At 68.2% G+C, this 17,124-nt stretch carries 14 protein-coding genes; 6 read left to right on the top strand and 8 right to left on the bottom strand.

Annotation, left to right across the window (positions count from 1 at the left end):
- Positions 1–48 precede the first annotated feature (48 nt).
- Genes eutC through eat form a run of 3 tightly spaced genes read right to left on the bottom strand, consistent with a single transcriptional unit; the run spans position 49 to position 3,672 of the window.
- Positions 49–861, bottom strand: a complete 813-nt coding sequence (gene eutC / locus AC1PQG_RS03170; RefSeq protein WP_481121225.1) for an ethanolamine ammonia-lyase subunit EutC — start codon at positions 859–861, stop codon at positions 49–51.
- Between the two features lie 15 nt (positions 862–876).
- Positions 877–2,259 (bottom strand): ethanolamine ammonia-lyase subunit EutB, encoded by a 1,383-nt coding sequence (locus AC1PQG_RS03165; protein WP_481121224.1) that lies wholly within the window; start codon positions 2,257–2,259, stop codon positions 877–879.
- A gap of 24 nt (positions 2,260–2,283) precedes the next feature.
- Positions 2,284–3,672: an ethanolamine permease gene (gene eat, locus AC1PQG_RS03160; RefSeq protein ID WP_481121223.1), complete on the bottom strand. Its 1,389-nt coding sequence runs from the start codon at positions 3,670–3,672 to the stop codon at positions 2,284–2,286.
- A 326-nt stretch (positions 3,673–3,998) separates the two neighbouring features.
- Between eat and AC1PQG_RS03155 the strand changes: the two genes are divergently transcribed.
- Complete coding sequence (locus AC1PQG_RS03155) at positions 3,999–4,976, top strand: helix-turn-helix domain-containing protein (protein WP_481121222.1); 978 nt, start codon at positions 3,999–4,001, stop codon at positions 4,974–4,976.
- Positions 4,977–5,041: 65 nt separating this feature from the next.
- Here the strand turns inward: AC1PQG_RS03155 and AC1PQG_RS03150 are convergent, their stop codons facing one another.
- The 3 genes from AC1PQG_RS03150 to AC1PQG_RS03140 are packed head-to-tail and all read right to left on the bottom strand — an operon-like array spanning position 5,042 to position 7,024.
- Positions 5,042–5,644, bottom strand: a complete 603-nt coding sequence (locus AC1PQG_RS03150; RefSeq protein ID WP_481121221.1) for a phage tail protein — start codon at positions 5,642–5,644, stop codon at positions 5,042–5,044.
- 27 nt (positions 5,645–5,671) lie between these two features.
- The gene (locus AC1PQG_RS03145) at positions 5,672–6,415 is read right to left on the bottom strand and encodes a hypothetical protein (protein ID WP_481121220.1); all 744 of its coding nucleotides are present in this window, start codon (positions 6,413–6,415) and stop codon (positions 5,672–5,674) included.
- A gap of 51 nt (positions 6,416–6,466) precedes the next feature.
- A complete protein-coding gene (locus tag AC1PQG_RS03140) occupies positions 6,467–7,024 on the bottom strand; it encodes a hypothetical protein (RefSeq protein WP_481121219.1) in 558 nt (185 codons plus the stop codon).
- Positions 7,025–7,486: 462 nt separating this feature from the next.
- Between AC1PQG_RS03140 and fdnG the strand changes: the two genes are divergently transcribed.
- The 5 genes from fdnG to fdhE all read left to right on the top strand — a co-directional run bounded on the left by fdnG (position 7,487) and on the right by fdhE (position 13,932).
- Positions 7,487–10,543 (top strand): formate dehydrogenase-N subunit alpha, encoded by a 3,057-nt coding sequence (gene fdnG, locus AC1PQG_RS03135; protein WP_481121218.1) that lies wholly within the window; start codon positions 7,487–7,489, stop codon positions 10,541–10,543.
- Between the two features lie 13 nt (positions 10,544–10,556).
- Positions 10,557–11,441 (top strand): formate dehydrogenase subunit beta, encoded by an 885-nt coding sequence (gene fdxH, locus AC1PQG_RS03130; RefSeq protein WP_481121217.1) that lies wholly within the window; start codon positions 10,557–10,559, stop codon positions 11,439–11,441.
- Positions 11,438–12,058: a formate dehydrogenase subunit gamma gene (locus AC1PQG_RS03125; protein WP_481121216.1), complete on the top strand. Its 621-nt coding sequence runs from the start codon at positions 11,438–11,440 to the stop codon at positions 12,056–12,058. Before fdxH ends, AC1PQG_RS03125 begins: the two co-directional genes overlap by 4 nt.
- A 77-nt stretch (positions 12,059–12,135) precedes the next feature.
- Positions 12,136–12,996 carry a formate dehydrogenase accessory sulfurtransferase FdhD gene (gene fdhD / locus AC1PQG_RS03120; protein ID WP_481121215.1) on the top strand — a complete coding sequence of 287 codons (861 nt, stop codon included), beginning with the start codon at positions 12,136–12,138 and terminating at the stop codon, positions 12,994–12,996.
- Positions 12,997–13,050: 54 nt separating this feature from the next.
- Entirely contained in the window at positions 13,051–13,932 is an 882-nt protein-coding gene (gene fdhE / locus AC1PQG_RS03115; RefSeq protein ID WP_481121214.1) for a formate dehydrogenase accessory protein FdhE, read from the top strand.
- Positions 13,933–14,073: 141 nt separating this feature from the next.
- Here fdhE and aroG read toward each other — a convergent pair whose 3' ends face one another.
- The gene (gene aroG, locus AC1PQG_RS03110; RefSeq protein ID WP_481121213.1) at positions 14,074–15,156 is read right to left on the bottom strand and encodes a 3-deoxy-7-phosphoheptulonate synthase AroG; all 1,083 of its coding nucleotides are present in this window, start codon (positions 15,154–15,156) and stop codon (positions 14,074–14,076) included.
- 73 nt (positions 15,157–15,229) lie between these two features.
- Positions 15,230–17,104: a potassium transporter Kup gene (locus AC1PQG_RS03105; protein ID WP_481121212.1), complete on the bottom strand. Its 1,875-nt coding sequence runs from the start codon at positions 17,102–17,104 to the stop codon at positions 15,230–15,232.
- Positions 17,105–17,124: the final 20 nt, after the last annotated feature.

Below are 17,124 nucleotides of genomic sequence, written 5' to 3'. Positions count from 1 at the left end.
AGGCGAAACGGGTTTGGGCGCGGCGCCGGCAGCCGGCCGCGCGGGCGGTCAGGTGGGCGGTGTGGTCTCCAGCGCGGGCAGGTCGGCGTCGTCGGGCAACAGCCCGTGGCTGTCGCTGTCGTCCTTCAGGTCCACGCCGCTGCGGCCGAGGCGGCGCGCGCCGGCGATCAGGAAGGCCAGCTTGCGGGCGGCTTCCGCGTAGGGCAGCCCTTCGGGCCGCACATTGGAGATGCAGTTGCGGTTGGCGTCGGTGAGGCCGGGGCGCGGATGGGTGGTGAGGTAAAGGCCGAGGCTGTCCGGCGACGACAGGCCCGGCCGTTCGCCGATCATCATCACCAGCTGTTCGGCGCCGAGGATGTGGCCGATCTCGTCGCCCAGCGCGACGCGGGCCTGCGTCGCCACCACCACCGGCAGCGTCCGCAGGTCGGGGAAATACGGCAGCAGCGCTTCCAGCAAGAGCTGCGCGTGGCTGCGGGTGGCCAATGACGACAACCCGTCGGCCACCACGATGGCCAGCTTGGGCGCCGCCGGCCACAGGGACGGCGCCTGCTGCGCGAGGAGGTCCGCGCTGTCCGGCGCGAGGCGGCGGCCCCAGTCGGGGCGGCGCAGATACACGCTGCGGTCGGGCGCCTGGCTGTGCACGGCGAGGGTGTTGAAGCCGGCTTCGTGCAGTTCGCCCTGCAGGGCCTGCACGTCCAGCGCCTGGTGCACCGCGTCGCGGGCCTGGGCGTGGGCGGTGCCGAAGCGCAGCACCTCGCGGGTTGGCAGGCTGACGCCGCTGCGCCCGAGGGCGACCCGCGCGCGGGTCAGGCTTTGCAGGCGCAGCCAGGGGTCGGGGGTGACGATGGCGGGTTTGCTCATGATGCGCCCTCCTCCTTACAGACGGCCGGCCAGGGCCAGCAGCGGTTGGGTGTCGCCCTGGGGCAGCAGCTCGCCGCGGTAGTCGGCGATGCCCATGCGTTCCAGCCAGTCCTCGAATTCCGGCGCGCGGCGGCGGTCGAGCACGCGGCGCAGGTAGAGGGCGTCGTGGAAGGACGTGCTCTGGTAGTTGAGCATGATGTCGTCGGCCCCTGGCACGCCGATGATGAAGTTGATGCCGGCCACGCCGAGCAGGGTCAGCAGGGTGTCCATGTCGTCCTGGTCGGCCTCGGCATGGTTGGTGTAGCAGATGTCGCAGCCCATCGGCAGGCCGAGCAGCTTGCCGCAGAAGTGGTCCTCCAGCCCGGCGCGGATGATCTGCTTGCCGTCGTAGAGGTATTCCGGGCCGATGAAGCCGACCACGGTGTTCACCAGCAGCGGCTGGTAGCGCCGCGCCAGCCCGTAGGCGCGGGCTTCGAGGGTCTGCTGGTCGGCGCCGTGGTGGGCGTTGGCGGACAGGGCGCTGCCCTGCCCGGTCTCGAAGTACATCACGTTGTTGCCGACGCAGCCGCGGCCCAGCGCCCTCGCCGCGGCGTTGGCCTCGTCGAGCAGCGCGGCGGTGACGCCGAAGCTGCGGTTCACCGCCTCGGTGCCGCCGATGGACTGGAACACCAGGTCCACCGGGGCGCCCTTGTCGATGGCGCGGAGGGTGTTGGTGACGTGGGTCAGCACGCAGCTCTGGGTCGGCACGTCGTACTGCTCGCGAAACTCGTCGATCAGGCGCAGCAGGGTGGTGATCGCCGGCAGGCTGTCGGTGGCCGGGTTGATGCCAATCACCGCATCGCCGACGCCGTAGAGCAGGCCGTCGAGCATGGAGGCGGCAATGCCCTTCGGATCGTCAGTCGGATGGTTGGGCTGCAGGCGCACCGCCAGCCGGCCGGGCAGCCCGAGGGTGTTGCGGAAGCGCGTCACCACGCGGCACTTGGCGGCCACCAGGATCAAGTCCTGGTTGCGCATCAGCTTGCTCACCGCGGCGACCATCTCGGGGGTCAGGCCCGGTGCGAGGGCCTGCAGGCTGTCCGCGTCGGCAGCATCGGACAGCAGCCAGTCGCGGAATTCGCCGACGGTGAGGCCCGCCACCGGTGCAAAGGCCTCCACGTCATGCTCGTCAAGGATGAGGCGGGTAACTTCATCCTCTTCGTAGGGCACCACGGCTTCCTGCAGGAAGCGTGCGAGGGGCACGTCGGCCAGCGCGATGCGGGCCGCCATGCGCTCCTCTTCCGAGGCCGCCGCCACGCCGGCGAGCATGTCGCCGGAGCGCGCCGGGCTGGCCTTGGCGAGCAGGTTCTTCAGGGTGCCGAAGGCGTAGCGGCGCAGGCCGAGGGTGCAGGTGTAGCTCATGGTCGAAGACTCCGGGCGCGCGCCTTACTCGGCCTCGGCGGCCAGCGCCGCAATGGGGGCCGCTTCGCGCTGTTTGTGGGTGAGCTGGAAGTAGCCGTAGCCGAGGGCCAGGATCAGCACGAAGACACCGGCCAGCAGCGGGTTGAACCAGGCCACCGTGGCCAGGCAGATCAGCGCGCCGGCCAGCGCGATGGCCGGGAACAGCGGGTAGAACGGGGCCTTGTAGGGCCGGGCGAGGCGCGGCTCGGTGCTGCGCAGCTTGAACAGCGCGGCCATGCTGAGGGCGTACATCAGCAGGGCGCCGAAGACCGACATGGTGACGATGTTGGCGGTGAGGCTCTGGCCGCCGAAGGACAGCCATTCGTCGCTGAAGATCGCCGCGATGCCGACCACGCCGCCGGCGATGATGGCCCGGTGCGGGGTCTTGAAGCGCGGATGGACCTTGCCGAACCAGCCCGGCAGGTAGCCGGAGCGGGCCTGGGCGTAGATCTGGCGGGAGTAGCCGAGGATGATGCCGTGGAAGGAGGCGACCAGCCCGAACAGGCCCAGCCACACCAGCATGTGCAGCCAGCCGCTGGATTCGCCGACCATGGTCTTCATGGCCTGGGGCAGCGGGTCGTTGATGTTGGCGAGCTTGGTCCAGTCGCCCACGCCGCCGGCAAACACCATCACGCTGACCGCCAGCACCACCAGGGTCAGGATGCCGCCGGTGTAGGCGATGGGGATGGAGCGCTTGGGGTCCTTGGCTTCTTCGGCGGCCATGGCGACGCCTTCGATGGCGAGGAAGAACCAGATCGCGAAGGGGATCGCCGCGAAGATGCCGGGGATCGCCGCCAGCGAGAAGCTGTCCGCCCCGCTCCAGCCGCCCTTGGCAAAGTTGTCCATCGAGAAGCCCGGCGCCACCACGCCCATGAAGACCAGCAGCTCGAAGATGGCGAGCAGCGTGACGAACAGCTCGAAGGTGGCGGCGATGGTCACGCCGACGATGTTGAGGCCCATGAAGACAATATAGGCGCCGGTCGCCGCGATCTTCGGGTCGAGGGACGGGAACTGCACGTTGAGGTAGGCGCCGATGGCCAGCGCGATGGCCGGTGGCGCAAACACGAACTCGATCAGCGTGGCCATGCCGGCCAGGTAGCCGCCGGTGGGGCCGAAGGCGTGGTAGCTGTAGGCGAAGGGGCCGCCGGCATGGGGGATGCTGGCGGTCAGCTCGGTGAAGCTGAAGATGAAGGTGCCGTACATGATGGCCACCATGATGGTGGTGACCAGGAAGCCGAGGGTGCCGGCCGAGGCCCAGCCGAAGCTCCAGCCGAAGTACTCGCCGGAGATAACCAGCCCGACGGCGATGCCCCACAGCTGCCAGGTGCCAAGCGTGGCCGACAGCGCGGGAGAGGACTGCTTTGTTGCGCTCATGATTCACTCCTAAGGGATCGATGGGTGAATCGTGGATCAGCGGGCGGGGTGGCACGTAGCAAGTTTCAGCACCGCAATAGCAAGATTCGGCACGACTGCAATACGCCTGCAACACACCACCCAAAACGCGCACCAGCCCTGTGCCGACCGCTGCTGCAATGCACCAACAGGGGGGCCGAAGCGGGGTTTCCACGCGCCGTGGCCCCCTCGCAGCGACGCCCCCTGCCCTGCCCGGCGCCCGCAGCGGCAAGCCCTTCCGGCCAGTGGAGGGGCAGCGGTACGCGGCTTGCTTCGCGCTCGCCATGACTCATCCGCAGGACACCTCCATGAACAGCCTCCTCCCGCCCCCGTCCACCCGGCTCCGTCCCCTGCGCCGCGTGACCCGCGCGCGGGATGCGGACGAACAGGCCCACAACCTGTCCCAGTGGGACCAGCGCTACGACCAGCTGTCGCCGGGCCACTTCGAGGGCAGCGTGACGGAGCTGTGGCTGCCCAAGACCCAGGTCTTCGTGGAGAGCGCCAACCGCCAGCTGCGCCAGACCTGTGCCGCGTGGCCAAGCTCGGTGTGGTTCGGCATTCCGGCGGCACGGGACGGCATGATGGCGATGGGCGGCAAGGCGCTGGCGTCGCAGGCGGTGTGCGTGCGCGACGGCGGCGCCGAGTTCGACCTGATCACCGCGCCGGATTTCGACCTGTTCGGCATCGTGGTGGATCGGCTGGCCTTTGCCGACTACCTGGAGAACACCGCCCACCAGGATCTGGACCGTCTGCTGCAGCAGGGCGACGTGCGCAACCTGGCCCCCGGCCACAAGGAGGCCTTGTGCGCGACGCTGGCCGGCATCCTCGCCGACGCGGAGGGGCCGGCGGCCAGCCCGGGCTATACCGCCGAGGAACTGCAGCTGCGCATCTTCGACGCGCTGGCGGCGATGCTCACCGGCCAGCACAGCCAGCCGGCTGCAGCGAGCCGCACGCGCCTGCAGCACCAGCAGCTGGTGGACAAGCTGCGCCGCTTCGTCCTCGACCGCCCCGAGCAGCCGCCGGCGATTCCGGACCTGTGCGCCCACCTGCACGTCAGCCGGCGGGCGCTGCAGAACTGCGTCGAGGACATCACCGGCCTGCCGCCGCTGGCCTACATGCGCAGCCTGCGCCTCAACGAGGTACGCCGCGAACTGCGCTACGGCGAAGGCCGGCGGCCGATATCCAGCGTCGCCTACGACTGGGGCTTCACCCACATGAGCCAGTTCGCGCGGGACTACAAGCGGATGTTCGGGGAGCTGCCGTCGGAATCCGCCCGCCAGGGCTGAGCGCCGCCCATGAAGAAACGGCGCCCAGGGCGCCGTTTCTTACTGCGGGAATATCGTTGCGGCTTTCAATTGCGTGACGGGAAGATGCCCTGCAGGGCGATGAAACACTTCACCACGAGATAGGGTTGCATGTCGGAAATAGGCGTGCCGCTGCCGGTCGAACTGCTGGTGGTGGCCGCCATCGGCAACGCCGGGCCGCCGGTGGTGTAGAGCGTGGTGCGCGCCTTGGAGGCCGGCATTGCGCCGGCCGGCGACACCGCGGTGGCGTCGGAGCCGCTGCCCAGCGGTGCCACCTGGTGGGTGTGCGCTGGCATGTTGGCGACGCCGATGGTCTGGGTTTCGGCGCCAGCGCTCTCCCCCTGATTCCGGTTACTGAGGCCGGGCCCCTGCCCGGCGTGGATCAGCACACGGCCGCGCATGTCAGGCAGGCCAAAGGTGACGCGGCCGTCCCCGCCGTAGGTGGTGCCAAGCAGCGAGAACAGCGGGGTGTTGGTGGAGATCGGCAACAGCTGGCCGTTGAGCTCGGCCCAGCCTTGGGGGGCGAAATTGAAGCCGGCGCACATGATCTGGCCGATGAAGGGTTCCGCCTGGGCCGATGCGCTGGTGGCGAAGCCGCCCAGGCTGGCGACGACTGCGGTGGCGAGGAGGCCTTGAGTCAATTTCTTCATGATCATCTCCTTGGGGTGGATCGCGGATCAAGAACGGGCGATACGTGTACGCAGCCATGCGGCCGCCATCGCGGTGGACACCAGCAACGGGCTGCCCGGCTCGGGCAGAGGGGTGCCGTTGTCGGGGGTACGGGCCAGCGTGACGTCATCCACCGTCACCGGGATCACGCCCGAACCGTCGCCCACGGTCAGCGTGGCGCTGCTGAAGGTGCTGCCGTCGTCGGTGGCGAAGCCGAGGAAGAAGGCGTAATCGCCATTGCCGCTGGCGAGGTAGTCGATGGACGAGATGGCGAGGGTCGCGCCATCGACGGTGAGGGTCACCGCCCCTGCCTGGATGTCCAGCAGGTCACGCCCGCCCACCACGTAGAGGCCGAAGCCCTGCACCGGGGACAAGAAGCTGAAAACCAGCGCGTCACCGGACTCGAAGGCGGTATCCGGGTTGTCGAGGCCGAGGTAGTGGGTGCCGGAGGTCGTCCAGAAGACACTGCCGACCGTCGGCAGGTTGAAGCCTGAGCTGGCGCTGCCAGCCGTCAGGCCGACCGTGAAACCGGAGCCGGCCGGCCCGCTGCCCGGCGGGTAGCTGGTGCCCGGCGCGATGCCGTCGAAGTCGGTGGTGGTGGCGGTGAGGCCGGCGATGGCGGCATTGAAGTTGCCCTGGGCCTGATAGGTGACCAGTGCGGCAAGCGCCGGGGCGCTGATGCCGACAGCCATCGCAAGGGTGGCGCCACGCAGGACACGGGACACGCATGGATATGACGAATTCAGACGCATATTCCCTCCTTGGCTGGATTCAGCTTGGCAACCGGCGGTGGAGATCGACCGTCAGCGGCCGAAATTGCATACGGTGGTCTGGGCTTGGTTGTTCCTCACGCTTTGGTAAATCATCTTCGGCAGGCGCGGCGTACCGCCGCCGAGCCGCAGGGTCAGGGTCTCGGTGAGCGCCTCGTCGGCGCTACCGGCCACGTAGCGCACTGCCTGGAAACCGGGCTGGCCGGGCAGGCTGGCGTCTTCCACGTTCATGAGGGGGCGGCCATCGGCGCTATAGGCGGTAGGGCCGAGGGGAATGGAGATTTCGCGGTCCTGGATGGAGAGGCGCAGTTCAGCCGGAGCCACATCCACCTTGAGGGAACAGTCGTAACCGCCGGTGCTGCGGCCCGAATAGGTGCCCACTGCGCAGGAGATACCCAGTTGCTCCTGGCCACCGGCGGTATTGAGATGCGTGCTGATGCGCTGGAGGCAATCGGAGAGGGCCGGCATGTCGGCGACGGCCACCTTGTGCAGGGCCTGCTCGCTGTCGCGCTGATCGGGTGACGTACCGCCACCGCACCCGGACAAGGGCGAAACCAGCAACAGCGCGATGAGCAGCAGCAGGAAGCGCACGGCATTCACACTCGCGAGAGAGGCCGGGCCAGCGGCCGGTTTCGATGCGGACCGTCGTCTGCGAGGGGTTTAGCAATTAACCTACCAATCCGGGCAGTGACTTTTAATTGCTTGATTCCTAAGCCCTTGATGAGTGGCTCCAAGCGTCTGGCGGAGGCGGAGCTCCGGCGGTGTAAAGATTCCCGACACGCGGGAAGCCCTGTCCGCCCTCGAGCGGGGCGCCCATGCAGGCCGATGGGTTTGCGCAGCGCCGCCGCCTTCGGCAGTGCGGCGGGACATATTGACCCGGCGGAGGGACATTTTGTCCCGCGCTTCATGCATCGGGGCTGCTAATGCCTTGATTTGAAAAGACCACACCCCTGGCATTGTCTTTGCAATTGCCGATCCTTCACGCATATGCCCGCCCGCTAGGGGCAATGGCGATGCGGCAGCACAAGGACAGATTTCCAGAGGGAGGAGTCAATGCAAGTCACACGGCGGCAGTTCTTCAAGATCACCTCCGCCGGGCTGGGCGCATCCAGCCTGGGGGTGATGGGTTTTGCACCGGGCACGGCCATGGCAGAGGTTCGCCAGTACCGCCTGGCCCGCACGGTGGAAACCCGCAACACCTGCACCTATTGTTCGGTGGGCTGCGGCCTGCTGATGTACAGCCTGGGCGACGGCGCCAAGAACGCCAAGGCCGAGATCATCCACATCGAGGGCGACCCGGACCATCCGGTGAGCCGCGGTTCCCTGTGCCCGAAGGGCGCCGGCCTACTCGACTTCATCCACAGCCCGGGGCGCCTCAAGTACCCGGAGGTGCGCGAAGCCGGTGCCACCGAATGGAAGCGCATCTCCTGGCATGAGGCGGTCGAACGCATCGCCAAACACATGAAGGCCGACCGCGACGCCAACATCGTGCACAAGAACGCCGACGGCGTGGCGGTGAACCGCTGGACGTCGACGGGCATGCTGACCGCATCGGCCTCGTCGAACGAAACCGGGATCCTCACGCAGAAGTTCATGCGCGCGCTGGGCATCGTCGCCACCGACGCCCAGGCCCGCATCTGCCACGGCCCCACCGTGGCGGCGCTGGCGGCCAGCTACGGCCGCGGCGGCATGACCAACAGCTGGGTGGACATCAAGAACGCCGACTTCATCCTGGTGATGGGCGGCAATGCGGCCGAGGCCCACCCGGTCGGCTTCAAGTGGGCCATCGAGGCCAAGAAGCAGCGCGGCGCCAAGCTCATCGTGGTGGACCCGCGCTTCAACCGCACCGCCGCGGTGGCCGACCATTACGTGCCGATCCGCGCCGGCTCCGACATCGCCTTCCTGGGCGGGATCATCAACTGGCTGGTGAGCAACGACAAGATCCACTGGGACTACGTCAAGGCCTACACCAACGCCAGCCTGATCGTCAGCGAGGGCTTCGGCTTCGAGGACGGCCTGTTCTCGGGCTACGACGCCGACAAGGGCAAGTACGAACGCGGCACCTGGAGCTACGAGCTGGACGCCGCCGGCATGGCGAAGACCGACCCGACGCTGGAACACCCGCGCTGCGTGTGGAACCTGATGAAGGCCCACTTCGCGCGCTACACGCCGGAGGTGGTGACCAACATCACCGGCAGCCCGCTGGAAGGCTTCATCAAGGTGTGCGAGCACCTGGGCGAGACCGCACGGCCCGACAAGGTCGGCACCATCCTCTACGCGCTGGGCTGGACCCAGCACACCGTCGGCGCCCAGAACATCCGCACGATGGCGATGATCCAGCTGTTGCTGGGCAACGTGGGCATGCCCGGCGGCGGCGTGAATGCACTGCGCGGCCACTCCAACATCCAGGGCCTGTCCGATCTGGGCCTGCTGTCCACGGCCTTGCCCGGCTATCTGACGCTGCCCAACGAGAAGGCCCACCCGACCTTTGACGAGTACCTCGCCAGGAACACCCCCAAGGCGGTGCGCCCGGACCAGCTGAACTACTGGTCGAACACGCCCAAGTTCATGGTCAGCCTGCTCAAGTGGTTCTGGGGCGACAAGGCCACCAAGGACAACAACTGGGGCTACGACTGGCTGCCCAAGTGGGACAAGCTGTACGACGTGCTGCAGATGACCGAGCTGATGCACCAGGGCCAGGTGAACGGGCTGATCGTGCAGGGCTTCAACCCGCTGGCCTCCTTCCCCGATGCGACCAAGGTGCGCGAGGCCTTCAGCAAGCTCAAGTACATGGTGGTCATCGACCCGATCGCCACCGAGACGTCCACCTTCTGGAAGGACCAGGGCGAGTCCAACCCGGTGGATACGGCGAAGATCGGCACCGAGGTGTTCCGCCTGCCGTCCACCTGCTTCGCCGAGGAAGACGGCGCCATCGTCAATTCGAGCCGCTGGCTGCAGTGGCACTGGAAGGGCGCCGAGCCCCCCGGCGAGGCCAAGTCCGACCAGGAGATCATCGGCGAACTCTTCGTCGCGCTGCGGGCGCTCTACCAGAAGGACGGCGGCAACGTGGCGGAGCCCATCCTCAACCTGTCGTGGCCCTACAAGGACCCGAAGAACCCGACGCCGGAAGAGCTGGCCAAGGAGCTCAATGGCCGCGCGCTGGCCGACGTGACCGATCCGAAGGACTCGACCAAGATCATCGCCAAAAAGGGCGAGCAGCTGCCGGGCTTCGCAGCCCTGCGGGACGATGGCAGCACCACCTGCGCGTGCTGGATCTTCTCCGGCTGCTGGACCCAGGCCGGCAACCAGATGGCCCGCCGCGACAACACCGACGCCGGCTGCGGCAACACGCCGGGCTGGGCGTGGGCGTGGCCGGCCAACCGGCGCATCCTCTACAACCGCGCCTCCTGCGACCCGGCCGGCAAGCCGTGGGACCCGCAGCGCAAGCTGATCGCCTGGAACGGCGAGAAGTGGGTCGGCGCCGACGTGCCGGACTTCAAGATCGACGCTGCGCCGGATTCCGGCATGAACCCCTTCATCATGAACCACGAGGGCGTCGGCCGCCTGTTCGCGGTGGACAAGCTGGTGGACGGGCCCTTCCCCGAGCACTACGAGCCGATGGAGTCGCCGATCGGCACCAACCCGCTGCATCCCAAGGTGATCAACAGCCCGGCGGTGCGCATGTTCAAGGGCGACCGGGAGCGCCTCGGCACCGCCAAGGACTTTCCCTACGTGGGCACCACCTACCGGCTCACCGAGCACTTCCAGTTCTGGACCAAGTCGGTGCGCCTCAACGCCATCGCCCAGCCGGAGCAGTTCGTCGAAGTGGGCGAAGCGCTGGCCAGGGAGAAGGGCATCGCCCACGGCGACTGGGTCAAGGTCAGCTCGCGGCGCGGCTTCGTCAAGGCCAAGGCGGTGGTCACCAAGCGGGTCAAGGCCCTCACCGTCAATAACCAGACGGTGCACCAGATCGGTATTCCGCTCCACTGGGGCTGGGAGGGGGTGACCCGCAAGGGCTACCTCACCAACGCGCTGCCGCCCTTCGTCGGCGACTGCAACACCCAGACCCCCGAATACAAATCCTTCCTCGTGAACATCGAGAAAGCCTGAGGAGCGACCCGACATGGCATTGCAATCCCTGGACATCCTGCGCCGCTCCGCAACCCCCACGGCCACCCCGCAAGTGCGCAACACGGTGGAAGTGGCCAAGCTGATCGACGTGACCACCTGCATCGGCTGCAAGGCCTGCCAGGTGGCCTGCTCGGAGTGGAACGAGCTGCGCGCCGAGGTGGGCACCAACATCGGCGTCTATGACAACCCGGTGGACCTCTCCGACCAGGCTTGGACGGTGATGCGCTTCAACGAGGTGGAGGAGAACGGCAAGCTCGAATGGCTCATCCGCAAGGACGGCTGCATGCACTGCGCCGACCCCGGCTGCCTGAAGGCCTGCCCCTCGCCCGGCGCCATCATCCAGTACAAGAACGGCATCGTGGATTTCCACGAGGAGAACTGCATCGGCTGCGGCTACTGTGTCTCCGGCTGCCCGTTCAACGTGCCGCGCATCTCCAAGCAGGACAACAAGGCCTACAAGTGCTCCCTGTGCTCCGACCGCGTGGCGGTGGGCCAGGAGCCGGCCTGCGTGAAGACCTGCCCGACCGGCGCGATCCAGTTCGGCAGCAAGGAGGACATGAAGGAAGTGGCGGCGACCCGCATCACCGACCTGAAGAAGCGCGGCTACGACAACGCCGGCCTCTACGACCCGGCCGGCGTCGGCGGCACCCACGTGATGTACGTGCTGCACCACGCCGACAAGGCCCCGCTGTACTCGGGCCTGCCGCAGGACCCGGCGATCAGCGCCACGGTGAGCCTGTGGAAGGGCCTGCTCAAGCCGGTGGCCACGCTGGGCATCGCCGCGGCCGGGCTGTTCGGCTTCTTCCACTACATCACCGTGGGCCCCAACCGGGCCGATGACGAGCACGCAGAAGACGAAAAGGAGACCGTCAAGTGAAAGAGCAACTCATCCAGCGCTATTCCGCGCCCGAGCGCATCAACCACTGGATCGTGGCGGTGTGCTTCATCCTGCTGGCGATCTCCGGGCTGGCCTTCTTCTACCCGGCCTTCTTCTGGCTCACCGGGGTGTTCGGCACGCCGCAGCTGGCGCGCATCATCCACCCCTTCGTCGGGGTGGTGATGTTCCTGGCCTTCCTGCGCCAGTTCTTCCGCTACTACCACCACAACTTCATCGACGCCGAGGACGTGAAGTGGATGAAGGCGGTCGGCACCGTGATGAAGGGTGGCGAGGTCGGCGACACTGGCCGCTACAACGGCGGCCAGAAGGGCATGTTCTGGCTGATGTCGGGCTGCATGGCGCTGCTGCTGCTCTCCGGCATCGTCGCCTGGCGGCCCTACTTCGCCGCGTCCTTCCCGATCCCGCTGATCCGCGTGGCCCTGCTGGTGCATGCCTCCAGCGCGCTGGCGCTGATCGCCGGAATCATCGTGCACGTGTATGCCGCCCTGTGGGTCAAGGGCACCATCCGCGCGATGGTGGAAGGCGTCGTCACCCACGCCTGGGCCCGCAAGCACCATCCGCGCTGGTACCGGGAGATGACCGGCAACAAGCGCTGAGCCTGCGCCGATGACACGGCCGGGACGTGCCCGCGCACGCCCCGGCCGACGCTGAGCCGATGCCCGGAAAGGACACCATGACCGATCTCTCCTGCACGCTGCCCGAACGGGCACCCCACGACCCCGCCCAGTGGCCCGCGCTGCGCCCGACGCCGGTGCTGCGCATCGACGGCGGAACGACCGAGCGCTGCCTCGACGACGTGGTCGAGGAAGTGCCCGTCGCCCTCGTCTTCAACGGCATCTCCCACGCCGTGCTCCTCGCCACCCCGACCGACCTGGAAGACCTGGCCCTCGGCTTCGCGCTGAGCGAAGGCATCCTGGAGCGCCGCGGCGAGCTGTACGAGGTGGACTGCCTGGCCGCCCCGCAGGGCATCGAAATCCGCCTGCAGATCGCCACCGAGCGCTTCGTGGCCCTCAAGGAACGCCGCCGCAACCTGGCCGGCCGCACCGGCTGCGGCCTGTGCGGCATCGAGAGCCTGGAGGCGCTGGCCCGCCCGCTGCGGCCGGTCGCCCCAGCCCACCGGATCGACGCCGCGCGGGTTGCCACTGCGCTGGCGGAGCTGCCCGCGCGGCAGCGCTTGCGCGAAACGACCGGCGCGGTGCATGCCGCCGCGTGGGTCGACGGCGACGGCCACATCGTTGCGCTGCGGGAGGACGTGGGCCGCCACAATGCCCTCGACAAGCTGCTCGGCCATCTGGCGGCCGACCGCCAGTGGCAGATCGGCAGCGGCTTCGTGCTGGTGTCGAGCCGGGCCAGCTACGAGATGGTCCAGAAGGTGGCCGCCCTCGGCATCGCCTGCCTCGTCGCGGTCTCGGCCCCCACTGCCCTGGCGGTGGACCTGGCCACTGGGCTGGGCGTCACGCTGGCCGGTTTCGCCCGCGGGCGCCGACTGGTGGTCTACGCCCATCCGCAGGGCCTGCAGCCCTCCTCCGACTGATCCACCCACGGCCGGCCCCGCAGAGGGACGCCGGCCCGACTCCATGGAATCCCGATGTCCCAACTGAAAGCGCCCGAGCTGATCCTCAGCTCCGCCGATACCCCACCGCGGATCCTGCCGCCGGGCAACGATCTCTTCGCCACCCGCGCGGCCCGCTTCGATACGCTGGCCGACGGCCACCCGATGGAGGCGGCCCTGCGCTTCCTGGCGGGGCTGCACATCGCCCAGCAGGAGGCCTTCGCCTTGCCGGCCCTCGTCACCAAGCCTGACGACTGCAGCTTCCCGGCCAGCGGGAGCCAGCTCCCCGCCGGCTGGCAGAGCGTCCTCCATCATCTGCTCGAACACAGCCTGCCGGCGGCACCGGCCGCCACCCGCGCCCTCATCGCCGGCCTGCGCGCCACCGATCCCGCCGGACTGGACGCCCTCGGCCGCGCCGTGCTGAGCGACGACGCAGGAGACGCCGACGCCGGCAGCCGCGCCCTCGTCTGGGCCGCCCTCCAGGTGGTGTGGACCCGGCACGCCAGCCGGATGCCGGTCAGCGCAGACACGCCCCACACCGAACGCGACCTGTGCCCCTGCTGCGGCACGCCGGCGGTGGCGGCAGTGGTGCGGATCGGCGGAAGCGTGGCCGGGCTGCGCTACCTCCATTGCCCCCTGTGCAACACCCAGTGGAACGCCATGCGGGCCCGCTGCACGTCCTGCGACTCCGTGCGGGAAGTGTCCCGGCACCGGCTGGAGGATGCGCCCGCCAACCCGTGGCCGGCGGCCAGCGCCGAGAGCTGCGAAGAGTGCGGCAGCTACCGCAAGGTGCTCTACCAGGACAAGGATCCCAAGGCCGACCCCATCGCCGACGATCTGGCCAGCCTGGCCCTCGACATCCTGATGGGCGAAGCGGGCTTCGCCCGCAGCGGCTGGAACCCCTTCCTCGACGTCTGAGCGGCGCAGCGGGGCGCGCCGCGGCCAAGGCACGCCCCGCCAGCGGCAAGGCCTGCCGGCGGGGCACGGGAATGCGCCGCCGGCCCCAAATAAAAAGAGGCTCCCGCGGAGCCTCTTCGATGCATCAGAAGTGCTACCGGATCATTCCGGCACGGCGCGCTGCACGCGGCGCTGACGCACGGCATCGGCCAGCACGTCGAGCACGGTAAGGCTGTCTTCCCAACCGATGCAGGCATCGGTGATGCTCTTGCCGTATTCCAGCTCGACGCCGGGCTTCAGGTCCTGGCGGCCTTCCTTGAGATGGGACTCGACCATCACGCCGATGATGCGGTCGTCGCCGGCGGCCATCTGACCGCCCACGTCGCGGGCCACGTCCACCTGGCGCTTGTGCTGCTTGCTGCTGTTGGCGTGGGAGAAGTCGATCATCAGCTTGCCGGTGACGCCGGAGGCGGCCAGTTCCTTGCAGGCGGCGTTGACGCTGGCGGCGTCGTAGTTGGGGCCCTTGCCGCCGCGCAGGATCAGGTGGCAGTCCTCATTGCCGGTGGTGCTGACGATGGCGGAATGGCCGGCCTTGGTGACGGACAGGAAATGGTGCGGCGACTGGGCGGCCTTGATGGCATCCACGGCGATGCGGATGTTGCCGTCAGTGCCGTTCTTGAAGCCCACCGGACAGGACAGGCCGGAGGCCAGTTCGCGGTGCACCTGGCTCTCGGTGGTGCGCGCGCCGATGGCGCCCCAGGCGATGAGGTCGGCCACGTATTGCGGCGTGATCATGTCGAGGAACTCGGTGGCGGCCGGCAGGCCCAGGTCGTTCACGTCGGACAGCAGCTTGCGGGCGATGCGCAGGCCGTCGTTGATGCGGAAGCTGCCGTCGAGCAGCGGGTCGTTGATGAGGCCCTTCCAGCCGACGGTGGTGCGGGGCTTCTCGAAATAGACGCGCATCACCACCAGCAGGTCGTTCTTGAGCCGCTCGGCCTCGGCCTGCAGGCGGCGGGCGTATTCCATCGCCGCGTCGGTGTCGTGGATCGAACAGGGGCCGATGACCACCAGCAGGCGGTCGTCGGCGCCGAACAGGATGCGGTGGATCGCGCTGCGCGCCGCGAAGGCCGTTTCCGCAGCCTTCGGCGAAGCGGGGAATTCCCGCAGCACATGGGCGGGCGGGGCGAGTTCCTTGATCTCCTTGATCCGGACGTCGTCGATATGGGCTTTCGAGGCGGAATGCATGGTGAATCCTGTCGGCTGCTTGATATGAATCGTCGATTCTAGCCGATGCACCCGCCCGGAAGCCATGGCGGCCTTACAGCATGACCTGGGTGCCCAGTTCCACCACCTGGTTGGCCGGCAGCTTGAAGTAGCTGGCCGCGCCTTCCGACTGGCGCATCATCCAGGCGAACAGGCCGCAGCGCCAGCGCGGCATCCCCCCCGGGCCGTCGACGATACGGGCGCGGGCGACGAAGTAGGTGGTGGTCATCTCCTCCAGCTCAAGGCCGAACCTGGCAGCGAGGGCCAGGGCGGCGGGCAGATCAGGTTCCTCGCGGAAGCCGAAGCGCGCATCGACGTTGTAGAGGCCCGGCGCCAGCTGGGTGACGGCCACCCGCTCGGCGTCGTCCACCCGCGGGATACCTTCATTGACCACGTGCAGGAAGATGATGCGCTCGTGCATCACCTTGTAGTGCTTGAGGTTGTGGAACAGCGCGCTGGGCACCAGGCTCGGCTCGGAGGTGAGGTACACCGCCGTGCCGAACACCCGCGGCACGTCGGGCAGCGGGCCGCGCACGAAGCCGGCCATCGGCACGTCGATCTTGCAGCGCTGGTTGGCGAGCAGCAGGCTGCCCTCCTTCCAGGTGGTGAGCAGCAGGAAGATCACCGCGCCAAGGGCCATCGGCATCCAGCCGCCTTCGCCGAGCTTGGTGAGGTTGGAGCTGAAGAACAGCAGTTCCAGCACACCGAACAGCGCCAGCGCGGCAAGCAGGCCGACGCGGCGGCGGCCTTCGGCCATCAGCAGGATGAAGGCGGTGAGCAGCGTGGTGATGATCATGGTGCCCGACACGGCGATGCCGTAGGCCGCCGCCAGCGCACCGGAGGAGCGGAACTGCAGCACCAGCACGATGACCGCCACCAGCATCAGCCAATTGACGCTGGGGATGTAGATCTGGCCCCTCTCGGTGTCGGAGGTGTGCAGGATGCGCAGGCGCGGCAGGTAGCCGAGGCGGCCGGCCTGGAGGGTCATGGAATACGCGCCGGTGATGGTGGCCTGGGAGGCGATCACCGTGGCGAGGGTGGCGAGGCCCACCAGAGGCAGCAGGAACCAGTCCGGCGCGAGCAGGTAGAAGGGGTTCTCGATGGCCACCGGCGAACGCAGCACCAGCGCGCCCTGGCCGAAGTAGTTGAGCACCAGCGACGGCCACACCAGGCCATACCAGGCGAGACGCACCGGCCGCGCGCCGAAGTGGCCCATGTCGGCGTACAAGGCCTCGCCGCCGGTCAGCGACAGGAACACCGCCGACAGCAGGATGAAGGCTGTGTGCGGCCGTTCGATGGCGAACTGGATGGCGTAGCGCGGATCGAGGGCGCGGAGCACCTCCGGTGTCTGCAGGATGCTGCCAACTCCGAGGGCGCCGAGGGCCAGGAACCACACCACGGTGATCGGCCCGAAGAACTGCCCGACCCGGCCGGTGCCGTGTTTCTGGATCATGAACAGGCCGACCAGGATGCCGACGGTGATCGGCACCACGTAGTGCTCGAACTGCGGCGTGGCGACGCTGATACCTTCCACTGCCGACAGCACCGAGATGGCCGGGGTGATGATGGCGTCGCCATAGAACAGCGCGGCGGCGAAGATACCGCAACCCACCGCGGTCATCGCCCAGCGCGGCCGGTGGGAGGCCCGCTGGGCCAGCGCGGTGAGGGCCAGCACGCCCCCCTCCCCTTCGTTGTCGAAGCGCAGCACGACCCACACGTACTTGATCGAAACAATCAGCAGGCCGGCCCAGAAGAAGGCCGACAGCGCAGCGAGCACATTGACCTCCGAGGGATCGATGCCGTGAGGGCCGGTGAAGGCCTCTTTGAAGGCGTACAGCGGGCTGGTGCCGATGTCGCCATAGACCACGCCCAGGGCGGCGAGGGCGAGGCCGACCAGGCCGGAACGGGAATGACTGTCGGATTGGCTCATGCAGGACTCCGGAAGGACTG

This window comes from Zoogloea sp. GDB6, assembly GCF_056724105.1.
The sequence above is the reverse complement of the archived record's forward strand: the minus strand, read 5'-3'. Positions and strand labels throughout refer to the sequence as shown.

Excerpts from the sequence above, each read along its gene's own strand:
- eutC (WP_481121225.1), bottom strand. The coding sequence starts at position 861 with ATGAGCAAACCCGCCATCGTCACCCCCGACCCCTGGCTGCGCCTGCAA.
- AC1PQG_RS03165 (WP_481121224.1), bottom strand. The coding sequence starts at position 2,259 with ATGAGCTACACCTGCACCCTCGGCCTGCGCCGCTACGCCTTCGGCACC.
- eat (WP_481121223.1), bottom strand. The coding sequence starts at position 3,672 with ATGAGCGCAACAAAGCAGTCCTCTCCCGCGCTGTCGGCCACGCTTGGC.
- AC1PQG_RS03155 (WP_481121222.1), top strand. The coding sequence starts at position 3,999 with ATGAACAGCCTCCTCCCGCCCCCGTCCACCCGGCTCCGTCCCCTGCGC.
- AC1PQG_RS03150 (WP_481121221.1), bottom strand. The coding sequence starts at position 5,644 with ATGAAGAAATTGACTCAAGGCCTCCTCGCCACCGCAGTCGTCGCCAGC.
- AC1PQG_RS03145 (WP_481121220.1), bottom strand. The coding sequence starts at position 6,415 with ATGCGTCTGAATTCGTCATATCCATGCGTGTCCCGTGTCCTGCGTGGC.
- fdnG (WP_481121218.1), top strand. The coding sequence starts at position 7,487 with ATGCAAGTCACACGGCGGCAGTTCTTCAAGATCACCTCCGCCGGGCTG.
- fdxH (WP_481121217.1), top strand. The coding sequence starts at position 10,557 with ATGGCATTGCAATCCCTGGACATCCTGCGCCGCTCCGCAACCCCCACG.
- fdhD (WP_481121215.1), top strand. The coding sequence starts at position 12,136 with ATGACCGATCTCTCCTGCACGCTGCCCGAACGGGCACCCCACGACCCC.
- fdhE (WP_481121214.1), top strand. The coding sequence starts at position 13,051 with ATGTCCCAACTGAAAGCGCCCGAGCTGATCCTCAGCTCCGCCGATACC.
- aroG (WP_481121213.1), bottom strand. The coding sequence starts at position 15,156 with ATGCATTCCGCCTCGAAAGCCCATATCGACGACGTCCGGATCAAGGAG.
- AC1PQG_RS03105 (WP_481121212.1), bottom strand. The coding sequence starts at position 17,104 with ATGAGCCAATCCGACAGTCATTCCCGTTCCGGCCTGGTCGGCCTCGCC.